The organism is Bacillus sp. KICET-1, from assembly GCF_027721405.1.
Taxonomy (GTDB): Bacteria; Bacillota; Bacilli; order Bacillales; family Bacillaceae; genus Bacillus; species Bacillus velezensis.
The window spans coordinates 2,203,900-2,221,003 of record NZ_CP113515.1 but is presented as its reverse complement, the minus strand read 5'-3'; the positions used below and the strand labels follow the sequence as shown (position 1 = coordinate 2,221,003).

General features: G+C 44.9%; 17 protein-coding genes and 1 pseudogene. 1 reads left to right on the top strand and 17 read right to left on the bottom strand.

The annotated features are described in order from the left end of the window. Nucleotides 1-25: 25 nt before the first annotated feature. Nucleotides 26-139: pseudogene (locus OVA33_RS11425) on the bottom strand (peptidoglycan-binding domain-containing protein); the annotation flags it as partial. A gap of 71 nt (nucleotides 140-210) precedes the next feature. Here OVA33_RS11425 and OVA33_RS11420 point away from each other — a divergent pair. Further along, nucleotides 211-1,044 (top strand): hypothetical protein, encoded by an 834-nt coding sequence (locus OVA33_RS11420; RefSeq protein ID WP_071181882.1) that lies wholly within the window; start codon nucleotides 211-213, stop codon nucleotides 1,042-1,044. A gap of 32 nt (nucleotides 1,045-1,076) precedes the next feature. Here OVA33_RS11420 and OVA33_RS11415 read toward each other — a convergent pair whose 3' ends face one another. The 16 genes from OVA33_RS11415 to OVA33_RS11340 all read right to left on the bottom strand — a co-directional run bounded on the left by OVA33_RS11415 (nucleotide 1,077) and on the right by OVA33_RS11340 (nucleotide 17,082). Beyond that, nucleotides 1,077-2,048 (bottom strand): N-acetylmuramoyl-L-alanine amidase, encoded by a 972-nt coding sequence (locus OVA33_RS11415; protein WP_071181883.1) that lies wholly within the window; start codon nucleotides 2,046-2,048, stop codon nucleotides 1,077-1,079. 47 nt (nucleotides 2,049-2,095) lie between these two features. Next, on the bottom strand, nucleotides 2,096-2,518 hold the full coding sequence (locus tag OVA33_RS11410; protein ID WP_013353490.1) for a phage holin family protein: 423 nt from the start codon (nucleotides 2,516-2,518) through the stop codon (nucleotides 2,096-2,098). A 50-nt stretch (nucleotides 2,519-2,568) separates the two neighbouring features. After that, nucleotides 2,569-2,757, bottom strand: a complete 189-nt coding sequence (locus tag OVA33_RS11405; protein ID WP_071181884.1) for an XkdX family protein — start codon at nucleotides 2,755-2,757, stop codon at nucleotides 2,569-2,571. Then, nucleotides 2,754-3,116, bottom strand: coding sequence for a hypothetical protein (locus tag OVA33_RS11400; RefSeq protein WP_071181885.1), 363 nt, complete (start codon nucleotides 3,114-3,116; stop codon nucleotides 2,754-2,756). The genes OVA33_RS11405 and OVA33_RS11400 overlap by 4 nt, the downstream gene beginning before the upstream one ends. Next, nucleotides 3,113-4,345, bottom strand: coding sequence for a phage baseplate upper protein (locus OVA33_RS11395; protein WP_071181886.1), 1,233 nt, complete (start codon nucleotides 4,343-4,345; stop codon nucleotides 3,113-3,115). Before OVA33_RS11395 ends, OVA33_RS11400 begins: the two co-directional genes overlap by 4 nt. Nucleotides 4,346-4,357: 12 nt before the next feature. Beyond that, nucleotides 4,358-6,853, bottom strand: a complete 2,496-nt coding sequence (locus OVA33_RS11390; RefSeq protein WP_241688008.1) for a peptidase G2 autoproteolytic cleavage domain-containing protein — start codon at nucleotides 6,851-6,853, stop codon at nucleotides 4,358-4,360. 119 nt (nucleotides 6,854-6,972) lie between these two features. Next, nucleotides 6,973-8,676, bottom strand: coding sequence for a phage tail spike protein (locus OVA33_RS11385; protein WP_128974211.1), 1,704 nt, complete (start codon nucleotides 8,674-8,676; stop codon nucleotides 6,973-6,975). Nucleotides 8,677-8,690: 14 nt separating this feature from the next. After that, nucleotides 8,691-9,530, bottom strand: coding sequence for a phage tail domain-containing protein (locus OVA33_RS11380; RefSeq protein ID WP_071181889.1), 840 nt, complete (start codon nucleotides 9,528-9,530; stop codon nucleotides 8,691-8,693). Continuing rightward, complete coding sequence (locus OVA33_RS11375) at nucleotides 9,524-14,011, bottom strand: phage tail tape measure protein (protein WP_071181890.1); 4,488 nt, start codon at nucleotides 14,009-14,011, stop codon at nucleotides 9,524-9,526. Before OVA33_RS11375 ends, OVA33_RS11380 begins: the two co-directional genes overlap by 7 nt. 205 nt (nucleotides 14,012-14,216) lie before the next feature. Beyond that, nucleotides 14,217-14,585, bottom strand: coding sequence for a phage tail assembly chaperone G (gene gpG / locus OVA33_RS11370; protein WP_049627390.1), 369 nt, complete (start codon nucleotides 14,583-14,585; stop codon nucleotides 14,217-14,219). A 58-nt stretch (nucleotides 14,586-14,643) separates the two neighbouring features. Continuing rightward, the gene (locus OVA33_RS11365) at nucleotides 14,644-15,258 is read right to left on the bottom strand and encodes a major tail protein (protein ID WP_014418477.1); all 615 of its coding nucleotides are present in this window, start codon (nucleotides 15,256-15,258) and stop codon (nucleotides 14,644-14,646) included. A 14-nt stretch (nucleotides 15,259-15,272) separates the two neighbouring features. Continuing rightward, complete coding sequence (gene gp17, locus OVA33_RS11360; protein ID WP_049627391.1) at nucleotides 15,273-15,656, bottom strand: tail completion protein gp17; 384 nt, start codon at nucleotides 15,654-15,656, stop codon at nucleotides 15,273-15,275. Next, nucleotides 15,653-16,051, bottom strand: a complete 399-nt coding sequence (locus OVA33_RS11355; RefSeq protein ID WP_014305139.1) for an HK97-gp10 family putative phage morphogenesis protein — start codon at nucleotides 16,049-16,051, stop codon at nucleotides 15,653-15,655. Before OVA33_RS11355 ends, gp17 begins: the two co-directional genes overlap by 4 nt. Further along, complete coding sequence (locus OVA33_RS11350) at nucleotides 16,048-16,365, bottom strand: phage head closure protein (protein ID WP_071181891.1); 318 nt, start codon at nucleotides 16,363-16,365, stop codon at nucleotides 16,048-16,050. Before OVA33_RS11350 ends, OVA33_RS11355 begins: the two co-directional genes overlap by 4 nt. Then, nucleotides 16,355-16,657, bottom strand: a complete 303-nt coding sequence (locus OVA33_RS11345; RefSeq protein WP_071181892.1) for a head-tail connector protein — start codon at nucleotides 16,655-16,657, stop codon at nucleotides 16,355-16,357. The genes OVA33_RS11350 and OVA33_RS11345 overlap by 11 nt, the downstream gene beginning before the upstream one ends. A 17-nt stretch (nucleotides 16,658-16,674) precedes the next feature. Further along, the gene (locus OVA33_RS11340; RefSeq protein WP_046559943.1) at nucleotides 16,675-17,082 is read right to left on the bottom strand and encodes a phage protein; all 408 of its coding nucleotides are present in this window, start codon (nucleotides 17,080-17,082) and stop codon (nucleotides 16,675-16,677) included. Between the last annotated feature and the right edge of the window lie 22 nt (nucleotides 17,083-17,104).

Sequence of the window (17,104 nt, the reverse complement as noted above, 5' to 3'; positions counted from 1 at the left end):
TCTCAATGTGAGATGGGGCTTTTTATTATTCCAAAAGAGTTCTTAGTTTCGCCTTTGTTTTTGATCCGTAAATGCCGTCTTGTGGAAACCCGTGCATGGACTGGAACCGTTCGACCGCATTTGCCGTTTTTGCGCCATATGCATAAAACTATGGATAACCATCCATTATTCCACTAAAATGGAGTCATCGTCTATTCTAGGAGGAATTTCATGTCATTATTTTTTTCACTCTTCGCAGCTCTGATGATAGTTGGAATATTTATTGGATTGTTTCTTCTTATATTAAACTCCACTAGAAGATTTGGAATTCGACTTACAGTTGCATGTCTTACAATCCTTCTGCTAATGTCTCTGTCAAACAGATTCATTTTTAAATTTGAGGATGAACATGAAGAAGCTGTTACTCCGCAAACATTTCATAAAATTAAAGAAGGTATGACTTATGAGGAAGTTAAGAAAATAGTTGGTGGGAAAGCCATGTCAGAAAGTAATTTATATGCAGGATCTAAGGAATACGTTTATGAAGGGAAAGATGGGTTAGAAAGCGGAGCAACAGTTACTTTGCAATTTGATGATGATGAATTAAATTTCATATCAGAAACAGGTTTAATTAGTAAGCGAGAAGAAGATGAGCAAAATAAAGAAGAAAATACGACTACTTTTACAAAAAGTGATTCAAAAAAAGATGAAATCAATAGTTTAATTGACAATAATCTAAAAAACGTCACTGTGGAAGAAGTTGAAGTCAATCAGGATCTGGGAACAGATGAAAACGGACAATACATTGCACTTGTTCATTTGTCCTTTGACTTTAAAAATTCATTAGCAAGAACAAAAAAAATGATGGAATTGTATAGCGAGGATTTAGCAGCTCGCATAGCAATAGAAGACAAGAGCTTTCGTGAAATTACTGTATTTTGGAAAGCGCCATACATAGATGAAAACGAAACCTTAGCAAAAGTCTCTTACAAAAGATCAGGTGAAAAGATGAGGATCAGTGAGAAGAGCTTTTCCCAATCTTTAAGTTACAATCAAGTTAAATGAAAAAAGCCCTCCCTTTTAAAAGAGGGCTTTCATTATTTCAAAAGCGCTTCGATCTTCGTTTTTGTCTTCGGCCCATAGATGCCGTCAGCAGCTAATCCGTACATAGATTGGAATCGTTTGACCGCGTTTGCTGTTTTGGACCCGTAATAGCCATCTATTCCGTTGTTCTTTGCTCCTTTGTCCGGATAGTAATAAAGAGCCGCCAGAGCCGTCTGAATCTGTTTCACAGCCGTTCCCTTAGTTAATGGGCTTGTCACTTTAAAAACGCCTGACGGCAGCGTGTAAGATGATTTTTTTCCTTTTGTTGGGGTGCTGGCCGAATCCGTCAGCCTTAATACTTGGCCGACTTTGATAAAATTCGGATTCTTGATACCGTTCAAACTTTGCAGGGTGGCCATGCTCACGCCAGTTTTCTGTGCAATGACAGAAAGAGCATCGCCTTTCTTGACGGTGTACGTCGCTCCGCCTGTCTTGGTTTCTGTTTTTGGTGGTTTGGGTGCTTTTTCACCCCCAAGACGTTCTAATTCTGCAGCAATGGCCGCTTTCACTTGATCCCAGCGCCCCTCTGACAGAATACGATGCGGGCAGTATTTTCCGTTCCAGTCCTGATGCTTTCTGATTTTGTCAACGCCCCACCCACGCTCTTTAAGAAGCTGAGCCACGAACTTGATAGCCAGCGCCTCTGCTGCCCGGTAACGCGCACCACCTGACTTGCTGTAGCAAATTTCTACCGCAATAGACTTACGGTTCCCGGTTCCGTTTGTGCCGTCGCCAGAGTGCCATGCGTTCCGGTTCAACGGAATCCCCTGAATTACTTCTTTATCATCGACGGCAAAATGATAGCTTGTCGATTCGCTGTTTCCCGTCATATAACTGATTTCATTGGCGGCTGATGCGTCGTTTGCTGTGTTATGGATGGTGATATACTCCGGCGTCATTGGATTCGGGCATTTCAGAGCATATTTCTCAGATTCTACTATTCTTTTTTTGACTGCAATTGTCATGAAAAATCTCTCCTATTCTGTTTTTGGAATTAAAAAAGCCGCTGAATTTACTCAGCAGCTTTGTCCTCTTTTTCTGTTTTCTGGTCGTTGTCGCTTTCAATTACGTGAAGCCGGTCAGTGATGACGGCCGGAATTTTAACGCCGATCTGCGCCAAATTCTCTGTGATGGACAGGCCCTCATTTGCGATATAAAAAAGAACGGTTCCAAAGGTCAAGACACCGTTCAAATTTGTTATCGTATCAATAATGTTTGCGACGATGACCACCATAAAACTGAGCATCTTCCGCACATATCCAAACCACGCGCTACGGCTCCGGAGCTGCTTCATTTTCCACGCTTTGATAATGCCGGTGATGACATCCAAGATGCTGAGGATCAGAAGCAAGTCAAGGTATTTCACCTCCCCGAAAAGATATGTTCTTGCGATCTGTAAGCTTTCAAAATTCATCCACACGTATATTCCCTCCATTTGTTAATCACCTCCTTCGAGGCAAAATAAAAACACCTCTGGGGTGTCGATCAGTTTGCGGCGCTGCCTAAATCCACACTGACAGGCTGTTTTGTCTTTGGATAGGTCAAGCCGGTTATTTGTTTGTATTGATCTTCTGTAATTCTTCCCCACTCAACAAAACGGGCCACGTCTGCATTACTGTAATACTGCGGCCCCCATCCGTAGATGGTTTTAACGCTTGTAAACCAATCCATCATTCCCCTTTCCCTCCCTCCGCCAGCATTAGATAAAGATTGGCAATCATTTGCGCTTGTGACTCGGCAAGGCTTTGCGCTTCCGCAAGTTGTTCTGTAATGGCCGCGTTCTGAGCTTTCAATTCATCAACGGTAAAAGGCACCCGCCCGCTTTCAATTTGCTTTTCCAGGGCTTTTTTCTCTTCCTGGGTGGCCGCCTCCGTCCATGTCTTCTCAGCGGGATGATACATCGCCTTTATGAAAGACGGAGGCTGGACGGTTGTACAATTCTCAGGGATTGTATAGTTACCTTCTTCGTCAGGCTCAATCGGAACGGGTTTGGTCAAAATGAAATTTTCATCGTATTCATAAACCTGAATCATGCTTTTCCTCCTTCCTGAAAGCCCACGACCACATCCAGATAGTAGCCTCCGCCCATCTTACTTGAGTCCGCCGGGTCCGGGTATTTTATTTTTAAGTCTCCATCATCATAAATGATCAAATTGGCTGTGCCGCCTGTACCACTTAACGGCACTGTTATAACAGAACCGCCAGCAGGCGCGTATGCCGCGGGGATGGAGCCGAATATGATTTCGGCGTCTGTTTTCACATGCCCCCGTAAGATTAAAAATGCCCCCCACTTTGCATACATCGGTGTCCGCGTCCCTGCGGCGGCTCCGTTCTTCAGCATGATGTTTGCATAGATGGCGGCCCCGTTCCATGTCTTCCGCTCAGCTGCCGAGATGTGTCGTTCTTGGTTGTAATTATGAGCTTTGAACTGCCGGGTCATATCATCCCAATACGCCTGATCTTCGGCCGTAACGTGAATGTCCGTGTTACTTGCATGGATATTGACTTTATCCTGTGCGCCGCCTTCTGTTTCCTTGCTGTCCCAAGCTTTCCGATCAGCTGCAGAAACATGCATATCTACATCGTTCGCATGGGCGTTTACTTTATCCTGTGCGCCAGAAGGGGTTTCCTTGGCATTCCACTCTTTTCTCTCGGCAGCCGTGATGTGTTTCACGTTATCTTTTGCATGGTCGTTTGTGTAAGACTTGGCGTTTTCCTCTGCAGCATCCGCCTTTTGCTGCGCGCCCTCTTTCGTTTCAATGGCTTCAAGATCGGCAAATTTCTTCTGTAATTCCTCGACGGTCCGGCTGATCTCTTCGATGGTATGGTTTATCCTGTCTTTCAGCGTTTCAAAATCGTCAATGTAATAGTCAGCTGTCGGAATGATGTTCTGATCTTCTAGCGTTTTGGCGATAGAGAAGGTAAAAAGTGAAGTCGCCAGCGCCTGCCCGTTTGTATAATATAGTTTGATTTCAGCCTTAACGGTCCCGTAATGCTTAAGCTCTTCATCTGAAAGCACATATTCCGCCTTCCCGTTCATCTTATCAGTGATGGTAAGGCTCTTCTTGTAAAATGACCCATCAGCATACAATAGAACAATTTTCGCGTCTACGGCAGACAGAGGCAACGGCGTGCCGTCTTTTGTAAAAGAAAAAGACAGCTTCGCGCTACCTGTATCCTGCGTCATGAATTGAATGCTCGTGGTTCGCCCGTTTGTCCGGTTCGCATTAATATCAAATGCGACGCCCCCCGTTTTGTACATTCCTTTTCCTCCTTAGTGCTGCGGCGTAACGATCATTTGAGCTACACCGTATCCTTTTCCCGCATCATACGGGGACTTGATTCTCATAACCGTACCATAGCCCCCGCTTTCTGCTTTAGTCGCGATTCCGCCAATTGCTGAAACGCTATCCCCTACGGCCACTGTTTCGTCAATCCTGACAAAGACTTGACCGATCAGACCGATGACATGCCATTCGTCCCGAGAGTCACGCGGCACATATTCGAGAGAAGGGTCGTATTCTGGATTAAGTTTGGGGAGACGGATTTCTTCGCCGCCGCGGAAAACTGTCTCGTAGACCAACCCGCCGAATTCATTTCTTTCGTACTGCTCGTTCCAATAGAACGCAGCACCGCCGAGTACCACACCCGCAGTTTCCGAAACAACTCCGAGAATCTTGTCCCCTTTTTCCGCTTTTCGAATCTTTTCGCCTTCTAGCGCAACGAGATAACTAGAATCAATTTTCTTGCCGTCAGCAGACTCAAAATACTCAGCGAAGTCTTTGAAATCTGAGACGCTCTCGACTCGCCCTGTGCCGCGAATATGACCGCCAGTCGAATCCAACTCCCATCTCGTATTTTTTGTTGAGGCAGTTCCTGTCCCATAACCGCCTCTAACGCTGTATCCGTTATCGTTGATAACCCCTTGAGCTGCAAGAATAGCCCTTGAGTTGCCGTCACCTTTTGTGTGACAGTTATTGACGGCTATTAGCGCTTGACGCGACCCCTCAGTTGTTGAGCCGCCCCGGACACCCAGCAGAACATTAGCAGGGCCTTTTGCGATGTTGTCACCTGTACTGCCTAAAATGGCACTCGCTTCATGCAGTGCAGAGCCGGAAGTGTTACCGCCCATAAAACCGCCTTTTACTCTTGTCGGGATAGTGCTGTACTCTCTCCCGGCCAATTGAGCAGATATCTTATACCCGGCTGCTTCTACACCTACAATGGTTGTTTGATTATTCGGCGAACCAATTCCGACAGTTCCGTTTTTACCTATAATCGTTCCATTCATAATGCTTGAATGATAAACCCCGCCGCCTAAACCGATAGCTGCCGGAGCCGAATTGTAAATATCAAAATTTGAGATCTTCACGTAATCAGCTTTTTGTGGGCCTCCGTACACTCGAATATCATGAGAAGCCTTTCTGAACCCTCTCATTTTAATTCCGTTTACGGTAATATTTCTGCAGCGATACTGAAAAGCAACCACCGGACTGTTTTTATAATCGTAATTGGGATTTCCGATTGCGGTAAAATTGACAATCTGCACGTTCTTATATGCGGATACAACAAGAGCACGAGGGGTAATCCCCTCATACAGATCATTAAAAACCGGTTCTATTGCAGTGCAGTCCGTTAACGTCACATCATAAGCTGTGGTACTCTCAGGATCATTTGCTTTATGGTGGCCGATATGCCGCAAATCATAAGCCCGCACGTCCCGATATGAAACGTGGCCGAGGATATGAACATTTTGGGAAGCCGGCCATTCGGTATGCGCCTTAACTTCAACGCCTCGGATGTTTCCTTCTGTATAGTTGTTGAGCAGCCACACATGCTTAGAACCGTCGTCAATCTCAATACCGTTAGAATTAGCCTTTCCCGCGGCATGTGCGAGGCCTGTTGGGTTTGTGCAATGGCAGTTTGATATGAAAATATACTCACTGTAATGGGTTGTTATCCCGTCATCCCCATACCCTGAGCTAACGCAGCCGTCAATCCATACATATCTGCATCCGTCTTTTGTATACTCGGTATCTGGCAGATGGTCATACGTTGGCGCTGTTATATCAATGCCATGAAGTGCCGGGTTAATGTTTTCTATATTTTTAATCCAGATGAACTTTGAATTCGCAAAGGCAACGCATGTGGAATGCTGCCCGCCTGTCGCCCTTAAACCACCCTGCCGCTCTTGATTCCAGTCTGTTGAAAATCCTTCAATGTGAATGTTTCGATTCCCTTTTTCATAGTCCACATTCGTAATAACCCATTCTGAGGTCGGTGTCTCATCATTCAAAATCAAGAATGTAACGCCGATTCCCTGGCCGACCAGACGAACCCAGGAAGGGATTTTCAAACCTTTCACGACGTAAATGCCAGCTGACATAACGACCTGCACCTTACCGGTCCCGAATGCCTTCTTAAAAGCTTCCGTGCTGTCTGTTTTTCCGGTTGGGTCAGCTCCGAAGTCATCAACGTTTACAACGCGTTTGATTTTCCTGTCAAGCTTGCTGAATTCCCTATCAAGCCTGTCTTTCAATGTTGCGGCAATTTCCCCATCCGTCGTTACGCGGGAATCCACGACTTCTTTTACATCTTTGCCGTCGTGATTCAGTACAAGGTTAGTAAATCGCGCAAACAGATTTTTCAAACGGTTTTCGACGGTGTACCCATCATGTGTAATCTGTGAAGAATCATGAACGGCAATTCCTGCTCGGTGCCTTTTAAGATCATCATCAATTTTATTTATTCCATTTTCTATAGTTTCCATGTCATCTCTTATTTGAGATGTATACCGGGCATTTCGGGTGGTATCATAGTCTTTGGTAAGCCTGACCAATTCAGAACACTCCTTTCAACTAAAACGAAAAGCACCCCAATAGAGGTGCTTTAAATCATCATTCTTAATTTCTGAACATAACGTTTTTGATCTTTCAATCGTTTTTCTTGCTCCATGCGGATATCCTGGATATCTTTACGGAAATTAGCAAAGTTCAATGTTGGCTTTGCATATGGATTTAAGGGCTTGTATTGGATGGAAAGCAGTCGGACATCGTCTTCATAAGTCACACCGCATGCTGTATCAGCCAATACGTGAAGTGTGTCTCCTTTCCAAAAATCATCTTGTATGTCAAGAAGCTTCGGCTCATAGATGTATTCATAATCTACTTCTATCTCCATTTTCGGATAAGGATTCACGTATTTTTCAAGCGCCGTCATCATGCTGGATTCTTTTTTATAACGCTCGTCGCGCAACGGTTCCGCCCACCTCGGCATACCATCAAGCAGGAACTTATCTTCGTCAGGGTGCTTGTAAAGGACTGGCTCAAAGACGTACTCCGTTTTTTTGCTTTCGGTGCTGCTGTTTTCCTTAATCGCTCCGAATCCTCTCGCCCGGGTAGAGCAGCCTTCTGTCGATGTTTTAATTTTAATACCGGGCATATTATAACGAGAGTCGAGAGTGTGATTGATACGCTTTCCCATCTTTTTATAAACGTAAATCTTGTAATTATCAACATCCAGTTCTAAGCCGTAGTCTTCCACAATTTCGCTTATCAGCTCATTCGCGAACTTATCACCAAAATTCTCCTGCTCCACACTTTTAAATTCACTTTCCTTGTCTTTGAAAATATAAGAGAATTTCGTTCCCTTCAATGTGAAATCAAGCATTTTTCTTACAGTCAGTGTACCGCTGATCGTCTCTTCTACATAATGGTTATTCAAAACGGCAACGAAAACATGACTTGCAGAAACTTTCTTGCTGAGTGTCTTTTCCTGATCGACTTCGATCATCGTGATAAAGTATTTTTGATGGTTAAATTTCTTTTCGTCCAGGTAAAGAATATTGTCATTTATGAGCAAGTCATATTCAATGCCGTTATCAGCAGTTCGAGTGATCGTAAACTCAATATCTTTTTTTCCGGTGGTGTCATCTAATAGATCTGGATCGGCACCAATGACTTCGACCACTTGATTTCCATCTTGACTGGAAACATGCAGCTGAGGGAAATAAACGTCTTTTGGCAAGTTTTGATTCAGCGTAATGTCTTTACCGTCATATTCTTTACTTGGTATGTCCGGCACAGGATCTGGTGTGCTCGGATTACTCGGTTCGTCTGGTACTCCCTCGGTTGTATCATATTTCGTTAATTTATAGGTGAAAATGAGGCTGTTCAATTTTGTTGCGTAATTTGGGTCGGTAGCATACCCGGCTTTGACGAGAGCCGCAGTTGCTTTCTGATAATCTGTTTCCCCGACGACAGCTTTATAATGGTTTTTGTCCCAGCTTAGGCCATTTAAGTACAAGTTCGCCAGGTCTTGTATAGATTCTTTCCATGAAGGGTACTTCCTGAATTTAGCCGGAACTTGTACGTTTTCTCCATTGATAACTTCCCATGTTTGCATAATGACATACTGTCCGTTGTATTCGCCCTTCATACCGAAAAGGTTATGCCCTTTTGTCGCCAATTCACTTGTGCCCCACGCGCTTTCTAAGCATCCTTGCGCAATGATCAGTGATGCGAGAATACGGTGCTTTATATATATTTGCTGGGCGTCGCCGGCAATCTCTTTAATAAAATCTGTATTCGCCATATAAACCGCCTGCCTTACAAGTAATAGAGCCGAGTGTCAAATTCTATGACAAAATCATCGGCATTCTGAACTTCAAACTCATTCCATCCAATTTCAAGACTCGGCAGACGTCCAGATGTTTTTATTGGTTTATTATTGAGCAGCGCGTACTGCTTTAAAAATGATACCTGCTGTGACTTCTTCAACTCCTGTTCAATCGTTAATTTCTCGCCATTGGTATGATTGATTAGCGTTACATTCTTCCCCTTGGCGTTCAATAGGACGTTATACGCATGATCAAGAGGATTGATTTGGACGTCTCCGGAATTAAAGACAGAGAAACGTTTCTGATTCTTAAAATAATAGGACAGATTGTCATCTGATTGCAGGTTCATACCGATGTTCCAGTTCTCTCCTGACTGAGTCTGCGCTGTTTTGGTTGAATGTTTAGATTCTGCCATCCCGGTAATATTGGTAAACTCGACCGAAAAAACAGTATGTGTTTTCTCCTTTTCTTTGGGGATGTTGAAATTCCCATCACACGTGACAAGGAAACGGCGATTCGGCCATAAGTCAGTAGAAATATAATAGGCAAATGGCTTCACCAATAAAGCATAGAGCTGATGCCTAAGCATGTAAAAATTATTGTGAATTTTCGAGTTCAAATATATTTCTACAGTGACCTTTCTTGATGAATAAGTCACGTCACGTGGGTGCTGTGCTGAGATAACACCATGTCGCCGCGGGATCGTGATCGTTTCCCGATTGATAATCGGCGCTTCCGCCAAAAAACTCAACACTTCAAATTGAGGAAGCAAGCTGTCAAGGCTCTGCTCCCCCAATCCGTTATCAAAATCCAAAAATAGTTTTACCAAGCCGGCTTACCCCCGTTTCTATATTGTTTTCTTCTATATCGGTCAGCACTCGTTTGGTCTACTCGGGCGCCATCAATATATGTGTTGTTATCTTTTAAGACCAGCTGTTGCAGTAGCTGAATGTTCTGCTGGAGAGCGTCGATCTGCTGCCCCATCATACTGATTTGCCTTTCTTGATTCTCGACGACCCGAGTCATATCAATATTGACGCTTTTATCATTTTCAGGCTGTGCCGCGGATGCTTTTTGAAGCAATAGCAAAGCCTTCGAGATCATCCCTTCTTGCAGAGAAGGCAGGACGCCAAGCTCACGCCCAACCCGCGCCCACAATCCGATATTCCTTTCGCGGTATGCCGGATCTTTCGTAATGGTGGTTTCATCGTACCCTCGTTCGTTGAGGACGGCGAGCTTGGAGCCGCCCCGCCCCGGAGAAGTACCGCCCTTTGCATACCCTACGTAAGGGCCGCCGCGCGCCATTGATTTCAAGCCGGGATGATTGGATATATCACCATATCGCCCTTTAATGTAATTAATGGCCGCCAGAATGTTGTCCACCGGATTAAGTATGTTGTTATGACCCGGAAATGCGTTAGAGGAAAACGTACTCGGAATGGTCTGCATTAACCCCCTTGACGGATTTCCTGCTCTTGCATTGGAATCTGTAAGGTTAATGGCATTCGGATTTCCTCCTGACTCTTTCATGGCAATCGTGATTAAGCCGGGAACCCATGAAAACGGGACACCAGCGATGCCGACCGCTTCTGATACCCATTTTTGGACCTGGGCAGACCCGGTTGCGCCTTTATAGGCATCGGCCGTAAAAAATCCCACATCCGGCAAGACCCCTTTTAAGAATTGAAGGGCACCGCTTTTTAGCGTTTTGAGAATACCAGTCCCTAATCCATCTATGCCGGTTCCTGTTTTAAATGGGATCATACCTTTGAAAATGCTGCTGATTATCTTTTTCGGCCCTTTCATAATCATTTCCATAGCGTTAGAAGCGACATCCTTCGTTTTGCCAATGACATTCTTGCCGACAGAGACAGCGCCTTTCACCAGCTTTTTTGATCCCTCAAACGCATTTTTAAAGAAGTTTCCGACCCCATTTGCATAACCGGGAAGTCCTGTGGCAGCTGCTTCTTTCGACTGAGCGTGCGGTAGAACAGACGTACCACGTGGAAGATCCCACACTTGTGGGCCGCCCATTCCGACAATGTAAGTGCCGATACCGGGCGTGTGAGCAAGCTCCCATCCTTCCTCTCCGACTAATGCCCGGCCGCCGGGGTGGAAGTCTGTTCCTTTGGCATAGGCTAACCCCGGTGCGATTTGCATTGTAGAAGACTGGCGACTGTCGTAACCTGCCGGCTTCCACTGGGGAATTGTAGGAATGTGCATAAATTCTAAAACTGTATTTATGCCGTCAGTTATAGCGTTTACTTTGGTTGCTAAATCTACTTTTAACTGATCCCAGACACCAAGCACTTCACCTTTTTCCCAATCAACTTGACTGATATGGCCTTCAGCTTGTTTTTTTGCCTCTTCTACGACACCTTTATGAGTTTTCTCCGCTTCACTAATTGTCTTTTTAGCCTGACTCTTTGCATTTTTAACGGTTTTATCGTGTTCTTTCTTAGAAATTGAACCTTTCACATAATACTGTTCATCAGCGGCATCAATAACGGCATCACGTTGTTTCTTAGCTGCTTTAATCGTTTTCTCTTTTGCATTGTTACTGTCCTTTACTACGGCCGCCGCTTGCTTTGCAGAAAGATTAGACGTTTCTTCTTTTAATTTTTTGGAGATTTTGGTTTGCTCGTCCTTGCTACGTGAGAGTGCAGTCTCCATTTCAGCAAGCATTTTGCCTTGAATTTTAGCTATTTCTTTATTTTCTTTTTCCGTGGTTTTTCGATTTTCACGGGCGGCAGTCCTATAAATTTCATCAACTCGATCAACATACTTTTGGATCTTCTTTTGTTTTTTCTCGTTATAAGCATCAATTTTGCCAATGATTTTATTTTCTTCTTTATCAGACATTCCTTTATTAGAAGCATAAAACTCTTTCAGCACTTTAGTTGCATTGGTCGCGCTGGTTTTGTAACCATTTTTCAAAGAATCTCCCATGTCTTTAAAGCGCTTTGACATGTCATCTGCGATGTCGTTCGTGATGGTAGCATTGGTCGCTTTCAGGGTGTTCAGCTTGGCTGTAACCTCAATGTTCATGTCTTCATAGGCATTGACGGCTTTTGCTGTGGATTTTGATACACCGTCTCCAAAATCAATTGTCGCCGGAAGCACACGTTTCTTTAAATTGTCATAATACTTAAATCCTGCATCAGCTAAGAGGGTCACACCCGTAATGAGCGCGCCGACTGGTCCGCCTAACAATCCAAGTCCGCCACGTAAAAGACCGACAACAGCAGTGCCTTTTTTAAGTATGTTAAACAGGCCGAAACCGCTTTTTGCAAGCTTCATAAATCCGCCTGCCCCTTTTACAGCATTTAATCCGGTTTTGATAATTCCGGCACCGAACTTTAACAGCTCAGGAGCAAAGGTAAGAACGAGTCCGGCAATTGTCCCGATTGGACCGCCGAAAAGAGTTAGACCAGTACCGGCAACCCGGGATGCGCCGCCAAGCCCGCGCATCGCTTTCGAGCTTCTATTTGTCGATTGCTCCAGTCGGCCCACTCGTGTTGCTGCCACGGCGTTTGTTTGGTTGAGCCTTTCCATTCGGGTGGCTGCTACCGTTGCCGCAGTGGAAGTTGTCGCAATGCCAGCTGCCGCTGTTCGGGATGCGGCGCCTGCCGCAACGGCTTCAGTCGTATAAACACCGAGACTTGCCGATGCCCGATTGACGTTACCGGTTAAATATCCCCCCGCCGTGCGGAGCATGTTCCATCCTGCTGCGATCCTCGGTAATGCCCCGATTAACAGCAAGGCAGCCCCGCCAAAAAGAGAAAATACTGTTACAGCTCCGGCCGTAATAGCAATAGTGCTTGCGACGGAGTTCGGTAAGGCGTCGAACCACGTTACTAATGAAGTCAGACCGTCAGTAGTAGCTCTGATGATCGGTATAAACTGGTTTCCCATGGTGATGACGGCGTTGTTTGTTGCAGATTTCAGATATTCTACAGATCCGGCCAGGTTGTCCATCTGCGTGTCAGCCACTTTTTCAGCAATACCGCCGCTGTTTTCTATTTCCTTTGTGAATTCTTCCAGCTTATCTTTACCTGCATGCATGAGCGTGATAAATCCAGATATAGCATGTTGTCCGGCCAGCTGTTTAGCGATCCGGATCTGTTCTGTTTCAGTATAATTTTTTGTTTTCTCTGTGATCTGTCCCATGATGTCGGCCAGCGGGCGCATCTTTCCGGTAGAGTCTGTCACTTTTAAACCCAATTCTTCAATAGCCGAAGCCGCAGGTTTAGGCGGAGCCGCTAAACGGGTAAGCGTCGAGCGAAGTGCTGTACCTGCCATGTCTGCCTTTATTCCGCTGTTTGCCAGAATGCCGGTTGCCGCGGCCAATTCTTCCATACTGAGACCTGCTGTTTTAGCAGCCGGAGCCGCATATTTCATCGTTTGGCCAATCTCCTGCAAAGTGGCATTGGAGTTTGTGAACGTATACGTCATTGCATCGGCAACACGGTTTGTGTCCTCTGCCTTAATATGAAATTCGGTTAAGATGTCAGAAACGATATCAGCCGTTACGCCGAGATCGGTTTGTCCGGCGGCCGCCGTCGCAAGCAAGCCGGGCATAGCGCCGATAATTTGGTTCGTCTTATAGCCGGCCATCGCTAAATACTGCATGCCTTCGGCTACTTGCCCATCCGTATACTGTGTGACGGCGCCAAGATGACGGGCTGTTTCTGTTAATGATGCCAATTGATCGTTTGTTGCGTTCGCCAAGGCGGCGACACGGCTCATATCTTTCTCGAAGCTCGCTGCGGCCTTAACGGTTGCACCGATCCCAAGCGCTCCGGCGGCACCAATTCCCGCTAATGCCTTTCCTGTGGCTGTTGCAGATTTATAAACAGCGTTTAGCTCTTCTGATACATCCTTTGAATCCTTTTTAAAAACAGAAAAAATTCCTGCAGCCCGACTGCTGCTGTCTGACATGGTCTGAAACTCTTTGCTGACTTTATTCAGCTCTTTGCCGAGATTCTCATGAACCGCAATAGCATCATTCAAACGCCGCGCCTGAATCTGTGTCTCTCGGTTGTCTTTTCCTTTTTGTCTGACCAGTTCTTCATACCGCTGACGGTGCTCCTGGACCAACCGGCCTTGAATCTTATACTTATTACTCAAGCCCTCCATCTGCGATTGCAGGAGCTTTGATTGATCGCCAGCATTTTTATAAATGCTTCCGGCTGCCTTCATTTCTGAATTTGCCAGGCGCATCTGCCTTTTTAAGCCTTCAATGCCCCGGTTAAATCCTGTATCATCAAGACCGACCTTAACGACCATATTTCCTATTGGTTGAGCCATATGTATCCACCCCGCTTTCCTGGCAAAAATTCAACAAAAAAGACAGGCTATAAGCCCGTCTAAAAGAAGACATCTTCAAATTTCACTTCTTCTGGTTTATTGCTTTCGGTCAATATCTCTAAATAGTGATATATGTCCATCTCGTCAATCGCGCTCATACTCCACCCTTGTTGTAGGAGAGTAGCGTAAATTTCATTTATCTGCTCTATTCCGCGCTCGTAGGTGTATTCTTCTCCGTCTGTTCCGGCAAAAAATCCTGATCAGCAGCCTCAATTTCTTTATAGCCGGCAATTTCCGAGAGAATGCGGCTTACTTCCTTAGCCACTTCAAAAGATTCCAGCCCCTCAAATAATTGATCGTAAGTAAATTGGTTCCGGAATACCCCTACGATAAATTGCAGCTGTTTTTCAAGAATCTTGATGCTTTCCTCCAAATTTTCTGCTGTTTTTTCGGCTTCTGCGTTCAACCGTAATGCTTCAATAAGTGTTTTCGTATTTGTCCGAGGTGCAATAAATGTTTTCAATTTCTTTTCATCTTCGAACCATAGTTTGATTGAGATATGTTTTTGAGCCATGTCGACTCCTCCTTTTAATTGTTATAGAAATAAAAAAGGAAGCACTCTGCTTCCCTTTTTAAGCGCCAAGATCAGTGCTTTTACTTGCCTTGGGTTCATCGTTAGATGAAGTGTAGGCGTTGCCGTATACCTTTTCATAAAACTTGTCTAAGTCGAAATTAGGCGCGTCTTCATCTGCGATGATTTTATACACATCATCCTGCTCTCTTTCAAGAAACTCCGCGGACAATTTAGAGGTCTGGAAGTCTATTTTTTCTTTTTTTGTGCTCCAGTCATCATCAGGCAAAGTGAATCGGCCTTGAACTAAGCCTACATGACGTTTTTTTCCGTTTGCTTTGACACCAAAGAAGGTAATCGCGATCCAAGGCGGAGTAACGTTTTTCTTGAAAAGATATAGACCGTCTTTGGTTTCCTCTATCCCAAATAAATTGACAAGGTGTTCCGGCGGTACGTCTCGCATTTCTAAGTCGAGTTTCGTTGAGCCAGTCGAGACAGCTAAATCAGCTACTTTATTATCTGCATACTGTTTTTCTGTAGATGAATCGGTTGCCATCTTTGCGTTGATAACATGTGGATAATCAATGATCTTGCTGGCGATCCACAAGCCTTTTTCTTTTACTAACGGTGAATACTTGACGCCTTCCAATCCCACCATAGAACTGTATTCAGGCATAATAAAACCTCCAATTATAGTAAAATATTGGCCTCAAACCGATATCCTTTCCGGATGAGGCGCTCAGATTGTAAAAATTCATTAAAAGGACCATAAGCCTGGAAATCAAAAGTTCCCATTACATCAACGACAGCAGCCATTACGGATTCACAAGACTGATTGTGGTACACATCAATCTGATATAGCGTGCTGTCCTGGATAGGCTTACCGTCTGCCCATTTGGTTGTTCGATAATCTAATTCTTGTACGACAATATAAGGCGGCTGGCTTTTTATCCCTTCCGGCACTGCCAATTCATAGATATTGCCGGGGTCAACCAATGATAAAAGCGCCGGATGGGCTTCCAGCGCTTCAAATAAACTGTTTTTCAATTGTGCAGCCCGTTCGATAAGATTCACAGCTTGTATCCCGCCTTTATGACTTTTTCCATTGCATCAAGCATCTTGCCATTCGCCTTCACCATACTCCGATGAATAAATGGATTGGCAGCTTGATGGAGAGTGCCGAACTCCGGCAAGTGAACACGGAATTTTGTATCTTTTGTAGGACCTACAACCGCGTATATCTCTCCGTCTTCGTCCCGCCTGATACGGCTGCCGACTATAATATCATCGTCAATGTGCGGATGACTTCCGCCAATGGAAGAGCGTGGAGCTTCCTCATTAATTTCCGCTGCCAAAACAGCCCCTCCGGCTTTCACTGCTGCTTTATGAATCTTTTCATCCTTACGGGCCAGATCAGCAAAAGTAGATTCAAGCTCTCTAAACCCTTTCAATTCCAATTCAAAGTTCATCGGCTCACCACATTCGCTTTAATCGTAATGAAATGCCGCCGCGAATAATTCGGCAAGATAGCCTCAATTTCATATGAAACGCCCTGAAAGATGATTCGCATATGTTCATTGATATCTTCCCGGTGCCGGATTGTAAATTGAACTGTTTTTTCTTTTTGTATGGCCGCTGCAGCATAATATTCCCGGCCTTTTAAGCCCTCCGCCTTTGCCCAGCATTCAATAACTGTTTCCCAGTTATTATTTCCCTCCACAGGTAGACGGCCGCCGGGTTTCTTTTTTTGAAATTGAATGCGATACCGCATATCATTTAGCATTGGCCTTCACCCCTGGAACCGTGTATTTCAATTGATTGATCATCATAGTCAGCACTCCATCAAGATTGGATGTCGTGCCGGCAATCTCCCGGTTTTCATACCAATGCGTCACAAAAGCTTTTACACACATAGCTGCTCGTGCTGAGTTATTCGGAAATGTAAGGCCAGTAGCACCTGTTATATGTTCCTTTGCTGATGCGATAAAGTCTAGAATTAAATCATCCTCCTGATCGCCATCGACCCGAAGGAATTTTTTCACTTTCTCTAATTCTATTTTTTCTGCTTCTGTCATCTGACTTCATCAGCCTTTCATTCTGCTGGAGTGGTGGGTTTCAGCTCATCAATTTGTTTTTGCATACCATCAAGTACAGCTTTTACTTCACTGTTCAGATGCTCCAACATGATGCTGCCAGTCCCAACGTTTTTGCTGCGAACTGATTTTTCGGCCAGCATTTCATGTGCAATGCTACCCTCTTCAATGACTGCCGGTTCGCCTTGTGGGCCTGGTTCGCCTGGCTCGCCTTGGGGTCCTGGAGGTCCCGGTTCACCTTGTGGGCCTGGTTCACCCGGATCACCCTTTAGGCCTTTTACGTAGAGAGGATTTTCTTCGCTGTTATCAGCAACCGAAATGTCAGTGATCGGCACTCCTTTACCGTTGTCCCTCGCAGAAGTTAATACACCGTTACTTTCGTTCAGAATATTGTCTAATTTCGCCATGTCGATCAATCCTTTCAATTTT

Bases quoted from the DNA above. Each gene is read 5' to 3' on its own strand.
- OVA33_RS11420 (WP_071181882.1), top strand. From the start codon at position 211: ATGTCATTATTTTTTTCACTCTTCGCAGCTCTGATGATAGTTGGAATA.
- OVA33_RS11415 (WP_071181883.1), bottom strand. From the start codon at position 2,048: ATGACAATTGCAGTCAAAAAAAGAATAGTAGAATCTGAGAAATATGCT.
- OVA33_RS11410 (WP_013353490.1), bottom strand. From the start codon at position 2,518: ATGGAGGGAATATACGTGTGGATGAATTTTGAAAGCTTACAGATCGCA.
- OVA33_RS11405 (WP_071181884.1), bottom strand. From the start codon at position 2,757: ATGATGGATTGGTTTACAAGCGTTAAAACCATCTACGGATGGGGGCCG.
- OVA33_RS11400 (WP_071181885.1), bottom strand. From the start codon at position 3,116: ATGATTCAGGTTTATGAATACGATGAAAATTTCATTTTGACCAAACCC.
- OVA33_RS11395 (WP_071181886.1), bottom strand. From the start codon at position 4,345: ATGTACAAAACGGGGGGCGTCGCATTTGATATTAATGCGAACCGGACA.
- OVA33_RS11390 (WP_241688008.1), bottom strand. From the start codon at position 6,853: ATGGAAACTATAGAAAATGGAATAAATAAAATTGATGATGATCTTAAA.
- OVA33_RS11385 (WP_128974211.1), bottom strand. From the start codon at position 8,676: ATGGCGAATACAGATTTTATTAAAGAGATTGCCGGCGACGCCCAGCAA.
- OVA33_RS11375 (WP_071181890.1), bottom strand. From the start codon at position 14,011: ATGGCTCAACCAATAGGAAATATGGTCGTTAAGGTCGGTCTTGATGAT.
- gpG (WP_049627390.1), bottom strand. From the start codon at position 14,585: ATGGCTCAAAAACATATCTCAATCAAACTATGGTTCGAAGATGAAAAG.
- OVA33_RS11365 (WP_014418477.1), bottom strand. From the start codon at position 15,258: ATGCCTGAATACAGTTCTATGGTGGGATTGGAAGGCGTCAAGTATTCA.
- OVA33_RS11355 (WP_014305139.1), bottom strand. From the start codon at position 16,051: ATGAACTTTGAATTGGAATTGAAAGGGTTTAGAGAGCTTGAATCTACT.
- OVA33_RS11350 (WP_071181891.1), bottom strand. From the start codon at position 16,365: ATGCTAAATGATATGCGGTATCGCATTCAATTTCAAAAAAAGAAACCC.
- OVA33_RS11345 (WP_071181892.1), bottom strand. From the start codon at position 16,657: ATGACAGAAGCAGAAAAAATAGAATTAGAGAAAGTGAAAAAATTCCTT.
- OVA33_RS11340 (WP_046559943.1), bottom strand. From the start codon at position 17,082: ATGGCGAAATTAGACAATATTCTGAACGAAAGTAACGGTGTATTAACT.